Below are 20,675 nucleotides of genomic sequence, written 5' to 3' on the forward strand. Positions count from 1 at the left end.
TAAGCCTGCCACCAGTCAACTAACTACACTCCATGCGCATCTGGGGGATAGGTGCGTGGCGGCTCTTGTGATAACATCCGGCGTTTTCCGAGGCAGTCCCACGGGGTTGTCTTTACTGCGCAAATCCATGGCATAACTCGTTGATTTGTCGTAAGTCGGTGCATGGCACTCAGCCTGCAGCGGCGAGCTTCGTTCGTCCCATATGGATGTGACGAGGTTTCACCAGAAAAAGGAATCGAGCTTCTCATGGGCGAACTGGCCAAAGAAATCCTCCCGGTCAATATCGAAGACGAGCTGAAGCAGTCCTACCTCGACTACGCGATGAGCGTAATTGTCGGGCGGGCCCTGCCGGATGCGCGCGATGGCTTGAAGCCCGTGCACCGGCGCGTGCTGTTCGCGATGAGCGAGCTGGGCAACGACTTCAACAAGCCGTACAAGAAATCTGCCCGTGTGGTCGGTGACGTGATCGGTAAGTATCACCCGCACGGTGATACCGCGGTGTACGACACCATCGTTCGGATGGCGCAGCCATTCTCGCTGCGCTACCTGCTGGTAGACGGTCAGGGCAACTTCGGTTCGGTGGACGGCGACAACGCTGCGGCCATGCGATACACCGAAGTGCGCATGACCAAGCTGGCGCACGAGCTGCTGGCTGACCTGCATAAAGAAACCGTGGACTGGGTGCCGAACTACGACGGCACCGAAATGATCCCGGCGGTCATGCCGACCCGTATTCCCAACCTGCTCGTCAACGGCTCCAGCGGTATCGCCGTGGGCATGGCGACCAACATCCCGCCGCACAACCTCGGTGAAGTCATCGACGGTTGCCTGGCCCTCATCGACAACCCCGAGTTGACCATCGATGAGCTGATGCAATACATCCCCGGTCCGGACTTCCCGACCGCCGCGATCATCAACGGTCGCGCCGGCATCATCGAAGCCTACCGCACCGGTCGCGGCCGCATTTACATGCGCGCCCGCTCGATGATCGAAGACATCGACAAGGTCGGTGGCCGTCAGCAGATCGTCATCACCGAACTCCCTTACCAGTTGAACAAGGCCCGTCTGATCGAGAAGATCGCCGAGCTGGTAAAAGAGAAGAAACTCGAAGGCATCACCGAACTGCGCGACGAGTCCGACAAGGACGGTATGCGCGTCGTGATCGAGCTGCGTCGCGGTGAAGTGCCTGAGGTGATTCTCAACAACCTCTACGCCCAGACCCAGCTGCAAGCCGTGTTTGGTATAAACATCGTTGCGCTGATCGACGGCCGTCCACGGATCCTGAACCTCAAGGATCTGCTGGAAGCCTTCGTGCGTCACCGTCGCGAAGTCGTTACCCGTCGCACCGTGTTCGAACTGCGCAAAGCCCGCGAACGGGGTCACATCCTCGAAGGTCAAGCGGTTGCCCTGTCGAACATCGACCCGGTCATCGCGCTGATCAAGGCCTCGCCAACGCCGTCGGAAGCCAAGGAAGCGCTGATCAAGACCGCGTGGGAATCTTCCGCCGTGGTCGCGATGGTAGAGCGTGCCGGTGCCGACTCTTGCCGTCCAGAGACCCTGGACCCGCAATACGGTCTGCGCGAAGGCAAGTACTTCCTGTCGCCGGAACAGGCGCAAGCCATTCTGGAACTGCGTCTGCACCGCCTGACCGGTCTGGAACACGAAAAACTGCTGGCCGAGTATCAAGAGATCCTCAACCAGATCGGCGAGCTGATCCGCATCCTCAGCAGTGCCACGCGCCTGATGGAAGTGATCCGCGAAGAGCTGGAAGTGATCCGCGCCGAATACGGCGACGTGCGCCGCACCGAAATTCTCGATGCCCGTCTCGACCTGACCCTGGGTGACATGATCCCGGAAGAAGAGCGCGTCGTGACCATTTCCCACGGTGGCTACGCCAAGACCCAGCCTTTGGCTGCGTACCAGGCCCAGCGTCGTGGCGGTAAAGGCAAGTCGGCTACCGGCGTCAAGGATGAGGACTACATCGCTCACCTGCTGGTCGCCAACAGCCACACCACGCTGCTGCTGTTCTCCAGCAAGGGCAAAGTGTACTGGCTCAAAACCTACGAAATCCCGGAAGCATCCCGTGCGGCCCGTGGTCGTCCGCTGGTCAACCTGCTGCCGCTGGACAGTGACGAATACATCACCACCATGCTGCCGGTCGAAGAATACACCGAAGGTCACTTCATCTTCATGGCCACCGCCAAAGGCACCGTGAAGAAGACCCCGCTGGAATCCTTCAGCCGTCAACGCAGCGTTGGTCTGATCGCGCTGGAACTGGATGAAGGTGACGTACTGATCTCTGCTGCCATTACCGATGGCAGCCGCGAAGTCATGCTGTTCTCCGACGGCGGCAAGGTCACTCGCTTCAAGGAAACCGACGTTCGCGCCATGGGCCGTACCGCTCGCGGTGTCCGCGGCATGCGTCTGCCGGAAGGCCAGAAGCTGATTTCCATGCTGATCCCGGAAGAAGGCAGCCAGATCCTCACCGCTTCGGCGCGTGGTTTCGGCAAGCGTACGGCGATCACCGAGTTCCCTGAGTACAAGCGTGGCGGTCAGGGCGTTATCGCCATGGTCAGCAACGACCGCAACGGCCGTCTGGTCGGCGCAGTCCAGGTGCTCGACGGCGAGGAAATCATGCTGATTTCCGACCAGGGCACCTTGGTTCGTACCCGTGTCGACGAAGTTTCCAGCCTGGGTCGTAACACCCAGGGCGTGACCCTGATCAAACTGGCCAGCGATGAAACGCTGGTCGGTCTGGAACGGGTTCAGGAGCCGTCGGAAGTCGAAGGTGAAGAGCTGGAAGGTGAAGAGGGTGAAGAAGGTGCAGTGTTCGACGGTGAAGTCGTGATCGACGACGTTGCCGAAGACCAGCAGCTCGACGCCGCCGCTGACGAAGAACCGCAAGAGTAAGCGGACAAACAGGGGGCGGATGAAAATTCGCCCCCTTGTTGTTTGTCCGTAATGAAATATCGACACCCATGGAGATCCCTTGTGGGAGCGAGCCTGGTCGCGATGCAGGCGCCGCGATACGTCTGAGGCGCTGCCATTGCGAGCAGGCTCGTTCCCACCGATGTTTTGCTTTAGCAGGGACTCTGTGTCGATTGATGTTGTGATTTATTGCGTGACTACCACCAAATCAGAGCGAGATTGGATGTGAGCAAGAGAGCCTATAACTTCTGTGCCGGTCCTGCGGCACTTCCCGAAGCTGTCCTGACGCGCGCCCAGGGTGAACTCCTTGATTGGCACGGCAAGGGCCTGTCGGTCATGGAAATGAGCCATCGCAGTGATGAGTTCGTGTCCATCGCCACCAAGGCCGAGCAGGATCTGCGTGATCTGCTGAATATCCCCTCGAACTATAAAGTGCTGTTTCTGCAAGGTGGCGCCAGCCAGCAATTTGCGCAGATTCCTCTGAACCTGCTGCCGGAAAGCGGCACCGCCGACTATATCGACACCGGTATCTGGTCGCAGAAAGCCATCGAAGAAGCTTCGCGCTACGGTAACGTCAATGTCGCCGCCACCGCCAAGCCTTACGACTATTTTGCTATCCCTGGTCAGAACGAATGGAAGCTGTCGAAAGACGCGGCCTACGTTCACTACGCACCGAACGAAACCATCGGTGGTCTGGAATTCAACTGGGTTCCGGAAACCGGTGACGTTCCGCTGGTCGCCGACATGTCTTCCGACATCCTGTCGCGTCCGATCGATGTCTCGCGCTTCGGCATGATCTACGCCGGCGCCCAGAAAAACATCGGCCCGAGCGGCATCGTCGTCAACATCGTTCGCGAAGACCTGCTGGGTCACGCCCGTTCCCTGTGCCCGACCATGCTCAACTACAAGGTCGCGGCCGATAACGGTTCGATGTACAACACCCCGCCAACCCTGGCCTGGTACCTGTCCGGCCTGGTGTTCGAGTGGCTGAAAGAGCAGGGCGGCGTCGAAGCCATCGGCAAGCTCAACGACGTGAAGCAGCGCACGCTGTACGACTTCATTGATGCCAGCGGCCTGTACAGCAACCCGATCAACAAGTCCGATCGCTCATGGATGAACGTGCCGTTCCGTCTGGCTGACGATCGTCTGGACAAGCCATTCCTGGCCGGTGCCGACGAACGTGGCCTGCTGAACCTCAAGGGTCACCGTTCCGTGGGCGGCATGCGCGCCTCCATCTATAACGCCGTCGATATCGTTGCGGTCAACGCACTGGTTTCGTACATGGCAGAGTTCGAGAAGGAACACGGCTAATGTCTGAGCAAGAACTCAAGGCACTGCGCCTGCGCATTGATGCCCTGGACGAAAAAGTCCTGGAGCTGATCAGTGAGCGCGCACGCTGCGCCCAGGAAGTTGCGCGAGTAAAGATGGCCTCGCTGGCCGAAGGCGAAGTGCCGGTGTTCTATCGTCCTGAGCGCGAAGCTCAGGTGCTCAAGCGTGTGATGGAGCGCAATCAGGGCCCGTTGGGCAACGAAGAAATGGCGCGGTTGTTCCGCGAAATCATGTCTTCGTGCCTGGCGCTCGAGCAGCCGCTGAAAGTGGCTTACCTCGGCCCTGAAGGCACTTTCACCCAAGCGGCGGCCATGAAGCATTTCGGCCACGCGGTGATCAGCAAGCCGATGGCGGCGATCGATGAAGTGTTCCGCGAAGTGGCGGCCGGTGCGGTGAACTTTGGCGTGGTCCCGGTGGAAAACTCCACCGAGGGTGCGGTCAACCACACGCTCGACAGCTTCCTCGAACACGACATGGTTATCTGCGGCGAAGTCGAGTTGCGGATTCACCACCACCTGTTGGTGGGTGAAAACACCAAGACCGACAGCATCAGCCGCATCTATTCCCACGCCCAGTCGCTGGCCCAGTGCCGCAAGTGGCTGGATGCACACTACCCGAATGTCGAGCGCGTCGCGGTTTCCAGCAACGCCGAAGCCGCGAAGCGGGTCAAGGGTGAGTGGAACTCGGCGGCGATTGCCGGCGACATGGCCGCAGGCTTGTACGGGCTGACCCGCCTGGCCGAGAAAATCGAGGATCGCCCGGACAACTCCACGCGATTCCTGATGATCGGCAGCCAGGAAGTGCCACCAACCGGCGACGACAAGACCTCGATCATCGTCTCCATGAGCAACAAGCCGGGCGCGCTTCACGAGTTGCTGGTGCCGTTCCACGACAATGGCATCGACCTGACGCGCATCGAGACGCGTCCTTCGCGCAGCGGTAAATGGACCTACGTGTTCTTCATCGACTTCGTCGGTCACCATCGCGATCCGCTGGTAAAAGGTGTGCTGGAAAAGATCAGTCAGGAAGCAGTGGCACTTAAAGTGTTGGGTTCCTACCCGAAAGCCGTTCTATAAGGGGTAGCAAATGAGTGGCAACTTCCTCGCTCTGGCACAGCCGGGCGTGCAACAACTTTCGCCTTACGTTCCGGGCAAACCCGTGGACGAATTGGCGCGTGAGCTGGACATCGATCCGGCCAGCATCGTCAAACTGGCGAGCAACGAAAATCCGTTGGGCGCCAGTCCAAAAGCCTTGGCGGCCATTCGTGAAGAGTTGGCCGAGCTGACCCGTTATCCGGATGGCAACGGTTTTGCGCTCAAGACCCTGCTGGCCGATCAGTGCCGCGTCGAACTGAATCAGGTGACGCTGGGCAACGGCTCCAACGACATCCTGGAACTGGTCGCTCGCGCTTATCTGGCGCCGGGCCTGAACGCGGTGTTCAGCGAGCATGCGTTTGCGGTCTATCCGATCGTCACCCAAGCGGTCGGTGCGACAGCCAAAGTCATCCCGGCCAAAGACTGGGGCCATGACCTGTCGGCCATGCTGGCCGCGATCGATGCCGATACCCGTGTGGTCTTCATCGCCAACCCGAACAACCCGACCGGGACCTGGTTTGGCGCCGAAGCGCTGGACGAGTTCCTGCAGGATGTGCCGGAACACGTGCTGGTGGTGCTGGACGAGGCCTACATTGAATACGCCGAAGGCAGCGATTTGCCGGATGGCCTGGACTTCCTGGCGGCGTACCCGAACCTGCTGGTCTCGCGCACCTTCTCCAAGGCTTACGGCCTGGCGGCGCTGCGGGTCGGTTATGGCTTGTCTACCGCGGTGGTTGCCGATGTGCTGAATCGCGTGCGTCAGCCGTTCAACGTCAACAGCCTGGCCTTGGCCGCTGCGTGCGCAGCGCTGCAAGACGCCGAGTACCTGGCTGAAAGCCGCCGCGTGAACGAAGCCGGCATGCAGCAACTGGAAGCGGGTTTCCGCGAACTGGGGCTGAGCTGGATTGCGTCCAAGGGCAACTTCATCTGCGTCGATCTGGGCCGTGTTGCTCTGCCGATCTTCCAGGGCTTGCTGCGCGAAGGCGTGATCGTGCGTCCGGTGGCCAACTATGGCATGCCGAACCACTTGCGCATCACCATCGGCTTGCCGGCGGAAAACAGCCGCTTCCTCGAGGCGCTGACCAAGGTTCTGGCTCGTGGTTGATGTCACTGCTCTGCAATCTCCTGAACCTGTGATCGGTCGCCTGGTGGTGGTCGGTCTGGGGTTGATCGGTGGTTCGTTTGCCAAGGGGTTGCGTGAAAGCGGCCTGTGCCGCGAAGTGGTCGGCGTCGATCTCGACCCGCAGTCGCGCAAGCTCGCGGTCGAATTGGGCGTGGTGGATCGCTGCGAAGAAGACCTGGCCGTTGCCTGCCAGGGCGCCGACGTGATTCAGCTGGCCGTGCCGATCCTGGCCATGGAGAAGATGCTCGGCCGGTTGGCCAGCATGGACCTCGGGCAAGCGATTCTGACCGATGTCGGCAGTGCCAAGGGCAACGTCGTGCGCGCCGCGACCGAAGCGTTTGGCGGTATGCCGGCGCGTTTCGTACCGGGCCATCCGATTGCCGGTTCCGAGCAGAGCGGGGTGGAAGCCTCCAATGCCGAACTGTTTCGTCGCCATAAAGTGATTCTGACACCGCTGGACCAAACCGATCCGGCCGCGCTGGCCGTGGTCGACCGGTTGTGGCGCGAACTGGGCGCCGATGTCGAGCACATGCAGGTCGAGCGTCACGACGAAGTGTTGGCGGCGACCAGCCATTTGCCGCACTTGCTGGCGTTCGGTTTGGTCGATTCATTGGCCAAACGCAATGAAAACCTTGAGATCTTCCGTTACGCTGCCGGCGGTTTCCGCGATTTCACAAGAATCGCGGGAAGTGACCCGGTCATGTGGCACGACATCTTCCTCGCCAACCGCGAAGCTGTCCTGCGCACACTCGATACATTTCGCAGCGACCTCGACGCCTTGCGCGACGCGGTCGATGCAGGGGATGGGCACCAATTGTTGGGCGTGTTCACGCGCGCCCGGGTTGCCCGCGAACATTTCAGTAAAATCCTGGCCCGCCGGGCTTATGTGGACGCTATGAACTCCAACGACCTGATTTTCCTGGGACAACCTGGTGGCCGCCTGACTGGGCGGATTCGTGTACCGGGCGACAAATCGATTTCCCACCGTTCGATCATGCTCGGCTCCCTGGCTGAAGGCGTCACCGAAGTCGAAGGTTTCCTCGAGGGCGAAGACGCTCTGGCGACCTTGCAGGCCTTCCGTGACATGGGTGTCGTGATCGAAGGGCCGCACCACGGGCGCGTGACCATCCATGGCGTCGGCCTGCACGGCTTGAAGCCTGCACCAGGTCCGATCTATCTGGGCAACTCCGGCACCTCGATGCGTCTGCTGTCCGGCCTGTTGGCTGCGCAGAACTTCGATAGCACCTTGACCGGTGACGCCTCGCTGTCCAAGCGTCCGATGAATCGCGTGGCCAATCCGCTGCGTGAAATGGGCGCCGTGATCGAGACCGCTGCTGAAGGTCGTCCACCGATGATCATCCGTGGCGGTAACAAGCTCAAAGGCCTGACCTACACCATGCCGATGGCCAGTGCCCAGGTTAAATCCTGCCTGCTGTTGGCCGGTCTGTACGCCGAGGGCAAAACCACCGTCACCGAGCCTGCACCGACGCGCGACCACACCGAGCGCATGCTGCGCGGCTTCGGCTACCCGGTCAGCGTCAATGGCGCTACAGCTTCGGTCGAATCCGGCCACAAGCTGACCGCGACCCACATTGAAGTGCCGGGCGACATCTCGTCGTCGGCCTTCTTCCTGGTGGCGGCGTCGATCGCCGAAGGTTCCGAGCTGGTGCTCGAGCACGTCGGCATCAACCCGACCCGTACCGGCGTGATCGACATCCTGCGCCTGATGGGCGCTGACATCACCCTGGAAAACCAGCGCGAGGTCGGCGGCGAGCCGGTAGCGGACCTGCGCGTGCGTGCAGCTAAACTCAAAGGTATCGAGATTCCCGAAGCGCTGGTTCCATTGGCCATCGACGAATTCCCGGTGTTATTCGTGGCGGCGGCGTGTGCCGAAGGGCGCACCATCCTGCGTGGCGCCGAAGAGTTGCGCGTCAAGGAGTCGGACCGGATCCAGGTCATGGCCGATGGCTTGCTGGCACTGGGCGTCAAGTGCGAACCGACTCCGGACGGCATCATCATCGACGGCGGCCCGATCGGTGGCGGCGAAGTGCATGGTCACGGCGATCACCGGATTGCCATGGCTTTCAGCGTGGCGTCGCTGCGTGCCACTGCACCAATTCGCATCCATGACTGCGCCAACGTCGCAACCTCGTTCCCGAACTTCCTGGCGCTGTGCGCGCAGGTCGGTATCCGTGTTGCACAAGAGGCTCAGTCGTGAAAAACATCGCACCGGTCATTACCATCGATGGGCCAAGCGGCTCCGGCAAGGGCACGGTGGCTGGCATTCTGGCCAAGCGTCTGGGTTGGAACCTGCTGGATTCTGGTGCGCTTTATCGGTTGCTGGCCTTCGCTGCGCATAATCACGGTGTCGACCTCACCAATGAAGAGTTGCTGAAGAAGCTCGCCGCTCATCTGGATGTGCAATTCATCGCGGCGACCGACGGTCAGCTGCAGCGCATCATTCTCGAGGGCGATGAAGTCAGCGATGTGATTCGCACCGAAAGCATCGGCTCCGGTGCCTCGCAGGTCGCGGCATTGCCCGCAGTGCGCGAGGCGCTGCTGCAGCGCCAGCGTGCATTCCAGGAAGCGCCGGGCCTGGTGGCCGATGGGCGCGACATGGGTACGGTGGTTTTTCCGGATGCACCGTTGAAGATTTTCCTCACCGCGAGTGCCGAAGAGCGTGCGCGCCGTCGATACTTGCAGTTGAAGGGCAAAGTCGATGGTGTTAGTCTGTCGAGTCTGCTAGATGAGATACGTGCACGCGATGAGCGTGATACCCAGCGAGCGGTAGCCCCGCTTAAACCGGCGGCTGACGCTATTCAGCTGGATTCCACGGAATTATCCATCGATCAGGTGCTGGAACGCATCATGAGCGAGATCGCCATTCGCGATATCGCCGGGTGACCAAGAAGTTGTGCAGGGGACCAGTCATAGTCCTGCGCCGCTTCTTTAAATGAACGTAACCCACGTCGTCTGGGATGTGGAGATGGGCGTATCCTTCGCCCTTATTCAACAGGAATTAAAATGAGCGAAAGCTTTGCGGAACTCTTTGAAGAAAGCCTAAAAACCCTGAACCTTCAGGCAGGCTCCATCATCACCGGTGTTATCGTTGATATCGATTACCAAGCTCGCTGGGTAACCGTTCACGCTGGCCTGAAGTCTGAAGCACTCATCCCGCTTGAGCAGTTCTACAACGACGCTGGCGATCTGACTATCAATGTCGGTGACGAAGTTCACGTTGCGCTGGACTCGGTTGAAGACGGCTTTGGTGAAACCAAACTGTCCCGTGAAAAAGCCAAGCGCGCTGAATGCTGGATTGTTCTGGAAGCTGCCTTCGCAGCCGAGGAAGTGGTCAAGGGCGTTATCAACGGTAAGGTTAAAGGCGGCTTCACTGTCGACGTTAACGGCATCCGTGCGTTCCTGCCAGGTTCCCTGGTTGACGTCCGTCCTGTGCGCGATACCACGCACCTGGAAGGCAAAGAGCTGGAATTCAAGGTCATCAAACTCGACCAGAAACGCAACAACGTTGTCGTTTCCCGTCGTAGCGTCCTCGAAGCCGAGAACTCCGCCGAGCGTGAAGCTCTGCTGGAATCCCTGCAGGAAGGTCAACAAGTCAAAGGTATCGTCAAGAACCTCACCGATTACGGCGCATTCGTCGATCTGGGTGGCGTCGATGGCCTGCTGCACATTACCGACATGGCTTGGAAGCGTATCAAGCATCCTTCCGAAATCGTCAACGTTGGCGACGAGATCGATGTCAAGGTTCTGAAGTACGATCGCGAACGCAATCGTGTTTCCCTGGGCCTCAAGCAACTGGGCGAAGATCCATGGGTTGCTATCAAAGCCCGTTACCCAGAAAGCACTCGCGTTACCGCTCGTGTAACCAACCTGACCGACTACGGCTGCTTCGCTGAGCTGGAAGAAGGCGTTGAAGGTCTGGTACACGTTTCCGAAATGGACTGGACCAACAAGAACATCCACCCTTCGAAAGTCGTACAAGTCGGCGACGAAGTGGAAGTTATGGTTCTGGACATCGACGAAGAGCGTCGTCGTATCTCCCTCGGCATCAAGCAGTGCAAATCTAACCCATGGGAAGATTTCTCTGGCCAGTTCAACAAGGGCGATAAAATCTCCGGCACCATCAAGTCGATCACCGATTTCGGTATCTTCATTGGTCTGGACGGCGGCATCGACGGTCTGGTTCACCTGTCCGACATCTCCTGGAACGAAGTGGGCGAAGAAGCCGTTCGCCGCTTCAAGAAGGGCGACGAGCTGGACACCGTTATCCTGTCGGTTGACCCAGAGCGCGAGCGCATCTCCCTGGGTATCAAGCAACTGGAAAGCGATCCGTTCTCCGAGTACGTTCAAGAGAACGACAAAGGCGCAATCGTTAAAGGCATCGTGAAGGAAGTTGACGCTAAAGGCGCCATCATCACTCTGGCCGACGATATCGAAGCGACTCTGAAAGCCTCCGAAATCAGCCGTGACCGCGTTGAAGACGCGCGCAACGTTCTGAAAGAAGGCCAGGAAGTAGAAGCCAAGATCATCAGCGTTGATCGTAAGAGCCGCGTCATTCAGCTGTCGATCAAATCGAAAGACGATGCTGAAGAGAAAGAAGCCATCCAGAGCCTGAAATCGGCTCCGGAAGGTGAAGCTGCTGCTGACACCACCATGGCGGCACTGCTGCGCCAGGCAATGGCCAAACAGAACTAAGTTCTGCTTGATCGTTAAAAAGGGCGACTTCGGTCGCCCTTTTTTGTGCCTGCGATTTGGTGTTTGCAGTAACGGCGTCGCACGACATTGATGGCCCATGAAACCAATAGCCCCGCGCAGCTGTCTCTTTCTTTAATCGGATCAATCGCTTATTTGGGCTAGTCTTTAATCAGAAGCGAGCGGAGCTCGGGCAGGGCGCCCGGCATAAGGAAGAGAATGAATAGGCTGATTGTCGCAATAGCATTACTGACATTGGCGGGTTGTACCACTAATGCCAAGACCCACGCCGCACGTGGGGTCAGTGGCATCGAGGTCGATTGTTCGGGGTTGGGGTCGGGATGGGAGAAATGTCACAAGCGCGCTGCCAAGGAGTGCAAGGGCGCTGGTTACAAGGTGGTCACTCGATCCGATGACGCCAAAGACGAAGATGAGTTTCCCTTTGGGTTCAACCCCGCAGGTTATCTGACGCGCACCATGCTGGTTATCTGCAGATGAGCAGGTCGCGCTTGATCGGCCTTCTGGGCTGAAATAGGTCATCCCCTTGACAGCGAAGATATGTCAAAGCTCGGGCTGTTCAAATTCCTTCGGGCATGCTAAAACCTTTGAAGCGATTTTCCTAGCTGCTTGAAAAAGAAGGGAAAAATATGACGAAGTCGGAGTTGATCGAACGAATTGTCACCCATCAAGGGCTGCTCTCATCGAAGGATGTGGAGCTGGCCATCAAGACTATGCTTGAACAAATGTCCCAATGTCTGGCCACTGGGGATCGGATTGAGATCCGTGGATTTGGTAGCTTCTCCTTGCATTATCGGGCGCCGCGAGTAGGGCGCAATCCGAAAACCGGTCAGTCCGTCAGCCTTGACGGCAAATTCGTTCCCCATTTCAAACCGGGGAAAGAGTTGCGGGATCGGGTGAATGAGGATGAGGAACCGATTTAACCAGGCTGGATTAGGAGAAGTTTTGTGCGCGGAGTAAAGAAGTTGTCTTCGCTGCTGATCGTATTGGTGGCGTTAGCAGCGACGCTGCTCTTTTCATTGGAGAATCAGCAGTCGGTATCCTTGGTGTTTGTGGGTTGGTCTACACCGCCATGGCCCGTGTCAATTTACATTTTGGGTGCGTTACTGCTGGGGTTGTTGGTTGGGCCGCTTTTGGGGGTTTTCTTCTACCGGCGAAACAGCCGCCGGCTTGGAAAGTAGGCGGGTTGGCTCTGAAGCCTGTGAGTGCCTTCGTGCCTGACTGGCTGATCGGTGCAGCGTTCGTTGGGAGGATGGCCCGGCGCTGAATGTTGGCAGCGCGCCGGACCCGGCCAGTACTTAGCCGCGTAACTCCATTGCATCGATCATCGCTGCATTCACACGATGTACGTCATACTTTTGTTCCGCTAGTTCGCGACTTGTGCGACCCATTTGCTCACGCAACTCGCTTGAACCTGCCAGGCGCGCCATGGCGGTTGCCAGGTCTGCCGAGTCCCGCGGTTTAACCAAAAAGCCGTTCACCCCGTCCTGAACCGTCTCACGGCATCCCGGTGCGTCTGTGGTAACAATGGCTCGTCCACAGGACATTGCTTCTAGCACCGAGCGTGGTGTTCCTTCGCGGTAGGATGGCAGCACGAATACGCTGCAAGCGGCGAGGTACGGTTTCACATCGCTGACGGCTCCGTGATACTGGATGACGCCCTCTTTTTCCCAGCCTGCAACGATATCTGCTTGAATCCCCGAGGGATTGGAATCCAGTGGCCCAACCAGATGGAAAGTGGCTTGCGGGTAGGTGGATTTCAGCGAGCGAGCAGCATCCACATACTCAACCACGCCCTTATCGCGCAGAACCCGACCGACGAACAAAAAGCTCGGTTGAGAGGGGAGAGGGGCGACCGGGAAGCTGTCGGTGTCGACCCCCGACCCATTGACGATCCAGGTTGGAAGGCTTGCGTTGAAAAGCCCCTGGTCCTTGAAGAGCTGTCGGTCATCCGGGTTCTGGAAGAACAGGCCGTTGGCGAAGCGCAATCCGAACCGGTACAAGCCTGATGCGATGCGTTTGACGAGGTCGCGACTGAAGCTGGCCTTGGCGTCAGTAAACGCATAGCCCAGGCCGGTAATCAGCGCGTAACGCCGCTTTACGCCCGCCAGACGGGCGGCGGGCAAGCCATAGACCACCGGCTTTATCGTATAGGCGAGCACCACGTCGGGCTTGATTTTGCGCAGGCACTGGCTGAGCTGCAGCAGATAGCGCAGATCGGCGAATGGATTTAATCCTGCACGTGACATTGGCACGACGTGGTACGCAATCCCTTTTTCAGCGAGTCGCGTGCGCACAGATTCATCATCTTCAGGTGCAATCGCGGCGACTTCATGACCATTCGCTCGCATTGCATCCAGAAGATCCCCGCGAAACCGGATCAACGATTCTGCGAACCCGGCGATGACGACAATTTTAGACATGCTTGCCTACATGGGTTGTGTAGTAGGTTGCAGAGTCCTGCAGTCCGGCGGCGATGCGATGCGTCGGTGCATAGCCGAGCAACGATTCGATCTTGCTGATATCCGCCTGGGAATGACGAACATCGGCGGCCCGGAAGTCGCGGTATACCGGATTCACATCCTTTAGCTCAGGCTTGACCGCGCTCGCAAGTTCACGGATGTGGGAGAACAGTTCCTTCAGCGTGGTGCGGTCGCCCACGGCCACGTTGTAAACCTGATTCACCGCATCGGCTTCTTGCGTGGTAGCCGCCAGCAAATTGGCCTGGACAGTGTTGGCAATGAAGCAAAAATCACGGCTGGTTTCACCATCGCCGTTGATATAAATGGGTTCGTCACGCAGCAGGGCACCAAACCATTTTGGAATCACGGCGGCGTAGGCGCCATCCGGATCCTGCCTTGGGCCGAATACGTTGAAGTAACGCAGCCCTATGGTCTGCAACCCATAGCAACGTGCGAACACGTCCGCGTATAGCTCGTTGACGTACTTGGTGACGGCATAGGGTGACAGTGGCCGACCGATGCAATCCTCTACCTTGGGCAATCCAGGGTGATCGCCGTAGGTGGAGCTTGATGCGGCATACACGAAGCGCTTGACGCCGGCATCGCGGCTGGCGACCAGCATGTTCAGGAAGCCATCGATGTTTGTGGTGTTGGTCCGGATCGGGTCTTCCAGCGAGCGAGGTACGCTGCCCAGGGCTGCCTGGTGAAGAACGTAGTCGACACCGCCTTCCATGGCGCGCTGGCAGTCTTCCAGTTCGCGGATATCACCTTGCACAAATTTGAACTGTGCCCAGGCGGTATCTGCAACAGCCTGCTGCACCAGATCAAGGTTGCGCTGGTGGCCGGTTTCGAAGTTGTCGAGGCCGATCACGCGCTGATTCAGCTGGAGCAGTGTCTCGAGCAGATTCGAGCCGATGAAGCCGGCCACACCGGTGATGAGCCAAGTGCGCGGCGACGCCGCCAGCTCTTGGCGCAGAGTTTCGTAAGCGTTCATGCCATTCTCCATCAGAGGCGCCAGAAGCGCGCTCCAGCACTTTCCAGAGCAGGGCCGTCGCAAACACCTTTGACATCGATGACGACGGGAGCGTTGTGCATAAGCTTCAGGTATTCGTCGGTGGTCCAGCGCGCATAGGCATCATGTGCAACGGCAACCACGACTGCAGCGGCAGGCTGGAGTTCGTCGAGTTTGCACAGCGAGACGCCATACTCGTGTAGGGCTTCTGCCGAATCGGCCTCTGGGTCGAACACTTGTACCTTGACGTCGAATTCTTCGAGCTCGCGAATGATATCGATGACGCGAGAGTTGCGCAGGTCAGGGCAGTTTTCTTTGAAGGTCAGGCCCAGCACGGTGACGACGGCGCCAGCGATAGGGTGGCCGGCGTGGATCATCTGCTTGATCGTCTGCTGGGCGATAAACGCGCCCATGCTGTCGTTGATACGACGACCGGCCAGAATGACCTGAGGAATATAGCCGAGCTTTTCGGCCTTGTGCGTCAGGTAGTAAGGGTCCACACCAATGCAGTGTCCGCCTACCAGGCCCGGCTTGAATTTCAGGAAGTTCCACTTGGTCCCGGCGGCTTCAAGAACGTCGAGCGTGTCGATGCCCATGCGGTCGAAGATCAGTGCCAATTCGTTCATCAGGGCGATGTTCAGGTCGCGCTGGGTGTTTTCGATCACCTTGGCGGCCTCGGCCACTTTGATCGACGCGGCTTTGTAAACGCCGGCAGTGACGACGGAGCTGTACACGTCGGCCACGATGTCAAGGGTAGCAGCGTCTTGCCCGGAGACGACTTTTTTGATCTTGGTGAATGTGTGTTCCTTGTCGCCCGGGTTGATGCGCTCGGGGCTGTAGCCCACGGTGAAGTCGGTGCCGCATTTCAGGCCGGATACACGCTCCAGGATCGGAACGCAGATGTCTTCGGTGACACCTGGATAAACAGTCGACTCGTAAACAACGATGTCGCCCTGTTTAAGCGCTTTGCCTACAGTTTCGGAAGCCTTCACCACCGGCGTCAGGTCCGGCTGGTGAGCGTCGTCGATCGGCGTCGGAACCGCGACGATATGGAAATCCGCCTTTGCGAGCACATCAGTCTTGCTGGTGAATTCGATTTGCGTCTGGCCCAGTTCATCGCTGGTGATTTCGTTGGTACGGTCCTGTCCCGCGCGCAGTTCCTGCAGGCGGCTTTCGTTGATGTCAAAGCCGATTACTGGTCCGTGTTTGCCGAACGCTACAGCCACCGGCAGGCCAACATAACCCAGCCCGACCACTGATATCTTTCTCAGATACATGGGTTTTCCTCTAATAAATGGAATCTTTTAATCAGTTGACTTGTTTGCGATCGAGCCACGCCTGGAACATCAGCACAGGCCAAAGCTGTTGCTGGTAATTTCCCTGCCCCCGAAGGTGCTTTTCCCACACGGCCCTGATCGGGCCCGGTACGAAATAACCTTCGCTCGCCAGTCGTTGTGGGTCCAGCAATGATTCGGCCCAGTCGCGCAAAGGGCCGCGGAGCCAATCGTGTAGCGGGATACCGAAGCCCATTTTTGGGCGTTCGATGAGTTCTCGTGGTACGTAGCGATCGAGTAGCTGGCGCAGAATCCACTTGGTGCTGCCATTGCGGATTTTGAGCGACATCGGCAATGTCGATGCAAACTCGACGATCCGATGGTCCAGGAACGGTACCCGGGTTTCCAGGCTGACCGCCATTGCCGCGCGATCTACTTTGGCCAGAATGTCGTCCGGCAGGTAGGTCAGTGTGTCTTGGCGCATCATCCAGGAGGCGAAATCGCTGTCCCCGACAGATGCAAGGCCTGGCATGGGGTCAGCGCCGATGACGATATCGGTTGCATTTGGCCATTGTGATACTACCCGATCATACATTTGGTCGGGAGAGGCATGTCGCATGACGCTGGCGAGTTTGTGGAGCTTGTCGCCAGGCAGCGCGACGCGCAAGCCTGCGGGGGTAATCGGGTTCAATCCGGCGGCGATGGAGTCCCAGCGAGCTGGCGAGGCGGATTCAATCATTTTTGCTGCCAGCCTGCGTGCTGGTCCCGGTACACGACTGAGCTTGCGCCATACGTTGGGCAGGTGCTGATAGCGATTGTATCCGCCGAACAGCTCATCGCCTGCGTCGCCGGACAGGCTCACCGTGACGTGGCTACGAGCCAGCTGAGAAACAAGAAAGGTTGGTATTTGTGATGAATCGGCAAAGGGCTCGCGGTAGATGTCAGGTAGCTTCGGCACCACGTTCATTGCATCCGTACCTGACACATAGAGTTCGGTGTGGTCGGTGCCGAGGTGGCGGGCAACGGCTTTGGCGTGCTCGGCCTCGTTGTAGCCCGGATTGTCGAAACCGATGGTGTAGGTCTTGACCTGTTGGGACGATAGCGACTGCATCAGGCTGACGATGAGTGTTGAGTCGATGCCGCCGGACAGGAACGCGCCGAGAGGTACATCCGCTACCATTTGGTCGCGGATCGTAGTGCTCATCAGCTCGTGAAGCTGGTCGATGGCTTCTGCATCGGAACGCGACGGGTTGTGTCCGGGTTGTGCGGCGGGCAGTTCCCAATAGGTCTGTGGCGTTCCTGTCGTGCCGCTATCGAGGGTGGCCTGGTCGAGCTCGAGCCACGTGCCCGGCGGCAATTTGTGAATGCCCTGGTAAATGGAGTGTGGTGACGGCACATACGCATACTTCAGGAGCAGGGCCAGGCTGTCGCGTGAAATCTCCGCGTCGAAGTTCGGGTGCGCTTCCAGTGCCTGAAGCTCCGATGCGAAGAACAGCGCGCCTTTGCTCAGGCCGTAATAGAGTGGCTTTTCTCCGATCCGGTCGCGCGCAAGCGTGAGGGTTTCGCGGGTGCGGTCCCATACTGCCAGCGCGAACATGCCGACCAGCTTGCGCAGGGTTTCTTGAATACCCCACTGTTCGAAGGCTGCCAGCATCACCTCGGTATCCGAATGGCCGCGCCATGGCAGCGGGCTCGGATGAGTCGCGTCGAGCGCTTGGCGCAATGCCTGGAAGTTGTAGATTTCACCATTGAACACAATGACGTAACGACCTGTCGGCGATGCCATTGGCTGGTGTCCGGCGGAGCTCAGGTCGACGATCGCCAGTCGGCGGTGGCCAAGAAAAAGGCCGGCGTCATTGTCCCAGGCGCCCGAATCATCGGGGCCCCGGCGAAGAATGGCGTTGGTCATGCGGGTGAGGGCGGATGGCCCGTCGTACCTGCCTTGGCTGTTAGGGTGCCAGAACCCAGCAATACCGCACATGGAGCAATCTCGTTGTAATCAAAGGGGTTGAGGCTTTTCGCGCACAGTAGTGAAACTGCCATTCTTGACCGCTAGCGCACAAATGATCATGTAGAGACTGAATACCGGTTGGCGGAGCGTGAAGTGCGCCCCTGAGAAAACCATTAGAACGACAAGTACAGCCAGCGAATAAGGGTCTCGGGCTCGATAGGCGTTGAGGAGAAGCCACAGGTACAAGGCGCCCATCAGCAACACGCCTGCGATGCCAGTCTGGGTCAAAATGTCGAAGCCGAGGTTGTGCGCCTCCTGCTTGACTTCGGGATCGTCAAAATAAGAGTACGCGCCCGGGCCATGCCCGATAACAGGGGACTTCAGCCATACTTCTGCGGCATGGGCCCACAGGATTTTGCGGGCAATGCCCTTGTTCTCGTCGAAGCCGACACCGAGCACGGAATCCGACTTTCCGATGAGCATTTCCCGTCCGGGGGCATCGATCACGAGCTTGAATGAACCAAACGCGACCAGGAAAGCGAACAGCATCGTCGCGAATATCTTCCAGTTGGCCCGTTTCACCCACAGCAGCGCGACGATTGTAAGGAGTGGCAGGCTAATGGCCCAGGCGAGTAGCAGTGCATCGCTGCGCACGCTCAATCCAACAGTGAACAGCATCCAGAAAAACAGGAAGTTGCGTAGCCAGCGTATCCCCTGCCAGTTTGACTCGCGGCAAGCGGCCATCGCCCAGATTGGGATCGGCAGCAGGAACAGGGCGAGCTGATTGGGGTTGGTGGACCAGGCAGAAAGGCGTGAAGGGAACAGCGTATTGATCCCTAGCCATTCCGCCAACTGTGGGGAGTTGGTCATCAAACAGAGAAACGGAATCGCCAGCAACGCAAGTGGAATGACGGTCAGGGCCTTGATGAAGCTATTGAACTCTTCCTGTGTCGCTTTCTCGAGACAGGCTAGCGCCATCAGAGAGAAGCATGCCGTGTACACATACGCCGCCGCGGTGTGGACAGAACTGCCTCCTTTGACAGGGCTGAGCAGCGCTGCAACCGCCGCAATCACCATGAAACCTACCCAGAAGAGCATGATGGGATGCGTCAGGTAGCGCATAGCCTGCTTGTAGCGCAGGGACCACAGAAACAACAACATAACGGCAAGTTCGCCGATTCCGAGTGGTAGTTTGCCGAAGCGCAGCGCCGTCGCAACGGAGGCAAAAACCACCAGGGCGGAACCGATCGAGATGAAATTTACCTTGCGCATTTTTCCTGCCTTAGGTCACGCAAACGCTTCGCCAGAAAGGCGAGGCTGCTCATGAAAACAGCAAGCAGGAGCAGTGAAACAAGTGCGCCTTCCATGCCATGAATTGAAGTTGTGATGAAAACTCCGATGCCTACCCCGAGCCAAGGCAGTAGCCCGATGACTGATTTTCGGAGCGAGGAGGACAAGAGTATACCGTTACGGATGTCGACAATGATGACCGCCAGCAATTGAGAAGCGAACCATGCCCAGCTGATTTCTCGGGTCGCGTATCCGTAAAATACGAAAAGCGTGGCCGCGCCAGCGCCAAGCGAAAGCAGATTGATCAGAAGTGCAGCGCCTGCATCCTTCTGTGCTTGCAGAAACTCATACCCGAGGCGGACATGCCCGGACATGCAAATCCCCGCAAGCAGTCCGGCGGCAAAGGGTGCGGCATCCTGAAGCGCCGGAAGCCATAGAACCAGTAACGGATAGAGCGCGATACCCGAGAGCGTGAGCGCGCCGTAAATCAACGCACTGCCCAGGTTGAGGTAGGGCATCGTGTCGCGAAGCCACGCTTTTTTGTCTGGATCAGCCAGCCATTCGCAAATTTTTGGATAAACCAGCACCGGGTAGAGAGTCGCAACGAACCAGATTTTGTTCAGCACGTCGTAGACGGATCGGTACTTGCCCAGTGTTTCGGCGCCATAGGCGTGGCTGACATAGATGGATATGAATTCGGTCGCGAGCACTTGCAGGAGCGCGACGCCGATGATGGGGGCTGCGTGTCGGTAGAGGGTGGCCACCAGTGGCCATGCGACCGGGGTGCGCAGCTCTGCTTCTTGCTTGCGCCAAAACAGCCACAAAATCAGGTAGTCGGGGATTTTCCTGAGAACGATGGCGGCAAGTACCCACTCGATCTGCTGTGTCGCGACGGCAACAATCGCCACGGCAAGGAAGCGGCTTAGCTGGATGCACAATTGGTATTGCGCGTAGGCAAAGTGCCGCGCCCGCAGCACGTTCAACATTTGGAAATACTGCCCCGGCAAGGCCAGAACGTATTCGACTACCGCGGCGGCGCCGATCCAGTACGCCAGGTTCAGTTGATCGGTATGCAGTGGGAAAAGGACGGAGACGCCCTTGGCAATCAGGGGCATAGCCAGTAACAGCACAATACCCGCCGCGACGTAGGCCGCACGGGTAGAGCTGACAAGCTGAGCGCGCTGCGTTTCCCCAGCCGAGTAAATAGCGCTGACCGCAGACTTGGATAATGCCGAATCCAGGAACAGCAGAGTGCTGGAGAGAATGATATAGACGGAATAGAAGCCGTAGCCTTGAAAACCGATATAGTAAACAAGGATCGGAATAATCAGAATGTTCAGTAGAAAATTCAGACCATTGGCTGAATACAGTGCAAGGGATTTCTTTAGCCAGCTATTCAATTCCACCTCCCTATGCCGAATACGTAATTTTCTCAACGTTCCGGTTTCCATCAGGGAATGGTCTGGATCGAAAAGCATGTTGTG

Annotated in this window: 16 protein-coding genes; 10 read left to right on the forward strand and 6 right to left on the reverse strand. The window is 58.3% G+C overall.

Annotated elements, in window-relative coordinates; genetic code table 11:
• Window positions 1-246: 246 nt before the first annotated feature.
• The 10 genes from gyrA to F8N43_RS12620 all read left to right on the forward strand — a co-directional run bounded on the left by gyrA (window position 247) and on the right by F8N43_RS12620 (window position 12,383).
• Window positions 247-2,910, forward strand: a complete 2,664-nt coding sequence (gene gyrA / locus F8N43_RS12575; protein ID WP_150630128.1) for a DNA gyrase subunit A — start codon at window positions 247-249, stop codon at window positions 2,908-2,910.
• 243 nt (window positions 2,911-3,153) lie between these two features.
• Window positions 3,154-4,239 carry a 3-phosphoserine/phosphohydroxythreonine transaminase gene (gene serC / locus F8N43_RS12580; protein WP_150637801.1) on the forward strand — a complete coding sequence of 362 codons (1,086 nt, stop codon included), beginning with the start codon at window positions 3,154-3,156 and terminating at the stop codon, window positions 4,237-4,239.
• Window positions 4,239-5,333 (forward strand): prephenate dehydratase, encoded by a 1,095-nt coding sequence (gene pheA, locus F8N43_RS12585; protein ID WP_007899727.1) that lies wholly within the window; start codon window positions 4,239-4,241, stop codon window positions 5,331-5,333. Before serC ends, pheA begins: the two co-directional genes overlap by 1 nt.
• A gap of 10 nt (window positions 5,334-5,343) precedes the next feature.
• On the forward strand, window positions 5,344-6,456 hold the full coding sequence (hisC, locus tag F8N43_RS12590) for a histidinol-phosphate transaminase (RefSeq protein ID WP_150630126.1): 1,113 nt from the start codon (window positions 5,344-5,346) through the stop codon (window positions 6,454-6,456).
• A gap of 28 nt (window positions 6,457-6,484) precedes the next feature.
• Window positions 6,485-8,692, forward strand: coding sequence for a bifunctional prephenate dehydrogenase/3-phosphoshikimate 1-carboxyvinyltransferase (locus tag F8N43_RS12595; protein ID WP_263596740.1), 2,208 nt, complete (start codon window positions 6,485-6,487; stop codon window positions 8,690-8,692).
• Window positions 8,689-9,378, forward strand: a complete 690-nt coding sequence (gene cmk / locus F8N43_RS12600) for a (d)CMP kinase (protein WP_008031791.1) — start codon at window positions 8,689-8,691, stop codon at window positions 9,376-9,378. The genes F8N43_RS12595 and cmk overlap by 4 nt, the downstream gene beginning before the upstream one ends.
• 120 nt (window positions 9,379-9,498) lie before the next feature.
• On the forward strand, window positions 9,499-11,187 hold the full coding sequence (rpsA, locus tag F8N43_RS12605; RefSeq protein ID WP_150630124.1) for a 30S ribosomal protein S1: 1,689 nt from the start codon (window positions 9,499-9,501) through the stop codon (window positions 11,185-11,187).
• Window positions 11,188-11,403: 216 nt separating this feature from the next.
• Entirely contained in the window at window positions 11,404-11,682 is a 279-nt protein-coding gene (locus tag F8N43_RS12610; RefSeq protein ID WP_150653846.1) for a hypothetical protein, read from the forward strand.
• 149 nt (window positions 11,683-11,831) lie between these two features.
• The gene (gene ihfB / locus F8N43_RS12615) at window positions 11,832-12,125 is read left to right on the forward strand and encodes an integration host factor subunit beta (protein WP_115486009.1); all 294 of its coding nucleotides are present in this window, start codon (window positions 11,832-11,834) and stop codon (window positions 12,123-12,125) included.
• A 66-nt stretch (window positions 12,126-12,191) separates the two neighbouring features.
• A complete protein-coding gene (locus F8N43_RS12620) occupies window positions 12,192-12,383 on the forward strand; it encodes a lipopolysaccharide assembly protein LapA domain-containing protein (RefSeq protein WP_224787826.1) in 192 nt (63 codons plus the stop codon).
• A gap of 117 nt (window positions 12,384-12,500) precedes the next feature.
• Here F8N43_RS12620 and F8N43_RS12625 read toward each other — a convergent pair whose 3' ends face one another.
• The 6 genes from F8N43_RS12625 to F8N43_RS12650 are packed head-to-tail and all read right to left on the reverse strand — an operon-like array spanning window position 12,501 to window position 20,669.
• Window positions 12,501-13,625: a glycosyltransferase family 4 protein gene (locus F8N43_RS12625; protein WP_150653848.1), complete on the reverse strand. Its 1,125-nt coding sequence runs from the start codon at window positions 13,623-13,625 to the stop codon at window positions 12,501-12,503.
• The gene (locus tag F8N43_RS12630; RefSeq protein WP_150653849.1) at window positions 13,618-14,658 is read right to left on the reverse strand and encodes an NAD-dependent epimerase/dehydratase family protein; all 1,041 of its coding nucleotides are present in this window, start codon (window positions 14,656-14,658) and stop codon (window positions 13,618-13,620) included. Before F8N43_RS12630 ends, F8N43_RS12625 begins: the two co-directional genes overlap by 8 nt.
• Before the next feature lie 11 nt (window positions 14,659-14,669).
• Window positions 14,670-15,953, reverse strand: coding sequence for a nucleotide sugar dehydrogenase (locus tag F8N43_RS12635; RefSeq protein WP_150653850.1), 1,284 nt, complete (start codon window positions 15,951-15,953; stop codon window positions 14,670-14,672).
• Window positions 15,954-15,984: 31 nt separating this feature from the next.
• Window positions 15,985-17,931 carry an asparagine synthase (glutamine-hydrolyzing) gene (gene asnB / locus F8N43_RS12640; RefSeq protein WP_150653851.1) on the reverse strand — a complete coding sequence of 649 codons (1,947 nt, stop codon included), beginning with the start codon at window positions 17,929-17,931 and terminating at the stop codon, window positions 15,985-15,987.
• Between the two features lie 18 nt (window positions 17,932-17,949).
• Window positions 17,950-19,173, reverse strand: a complete 1,224-nt coding sequence (locus F8N43_RS12645) for an O-antigen ligase family protein (RefSeq protein ID WP_150653852.1) — start codon at window positions 19,171-19,173, stop codon at window positions 17,950-17,952.
• Window positions 19,161-20,669: a lipopolysaccharide biosynthesis protein gene (locus tag F8N43_RS12650; protein WP_191630128.1), complete on the reverse strand. Its 1,509-nt coding sequence runs from the start codon at window positions 20,667-20,669 to the stop codon at window positions 19,161-19,163. Before F8N43_RS12650 ends, F8N43_RS12645 begins: the two co-directional genes overlap by 13 nt.
• Window positions 20,670-20,675 lie beyond the last annotated feature (6 nt).

Origin of the sequence: Pseudomonas fluorescens (genome assembly GCF_902498065.1) — a bacterium.
GTDB classification, from domain to species: Bacteria; Pseudomonadota; Gammaproteobacteria; order Pseudomonadales; family Pseudomonadaceae; genus Aquipseudomonas; species Aquipseudomonas fluorescens_BJ.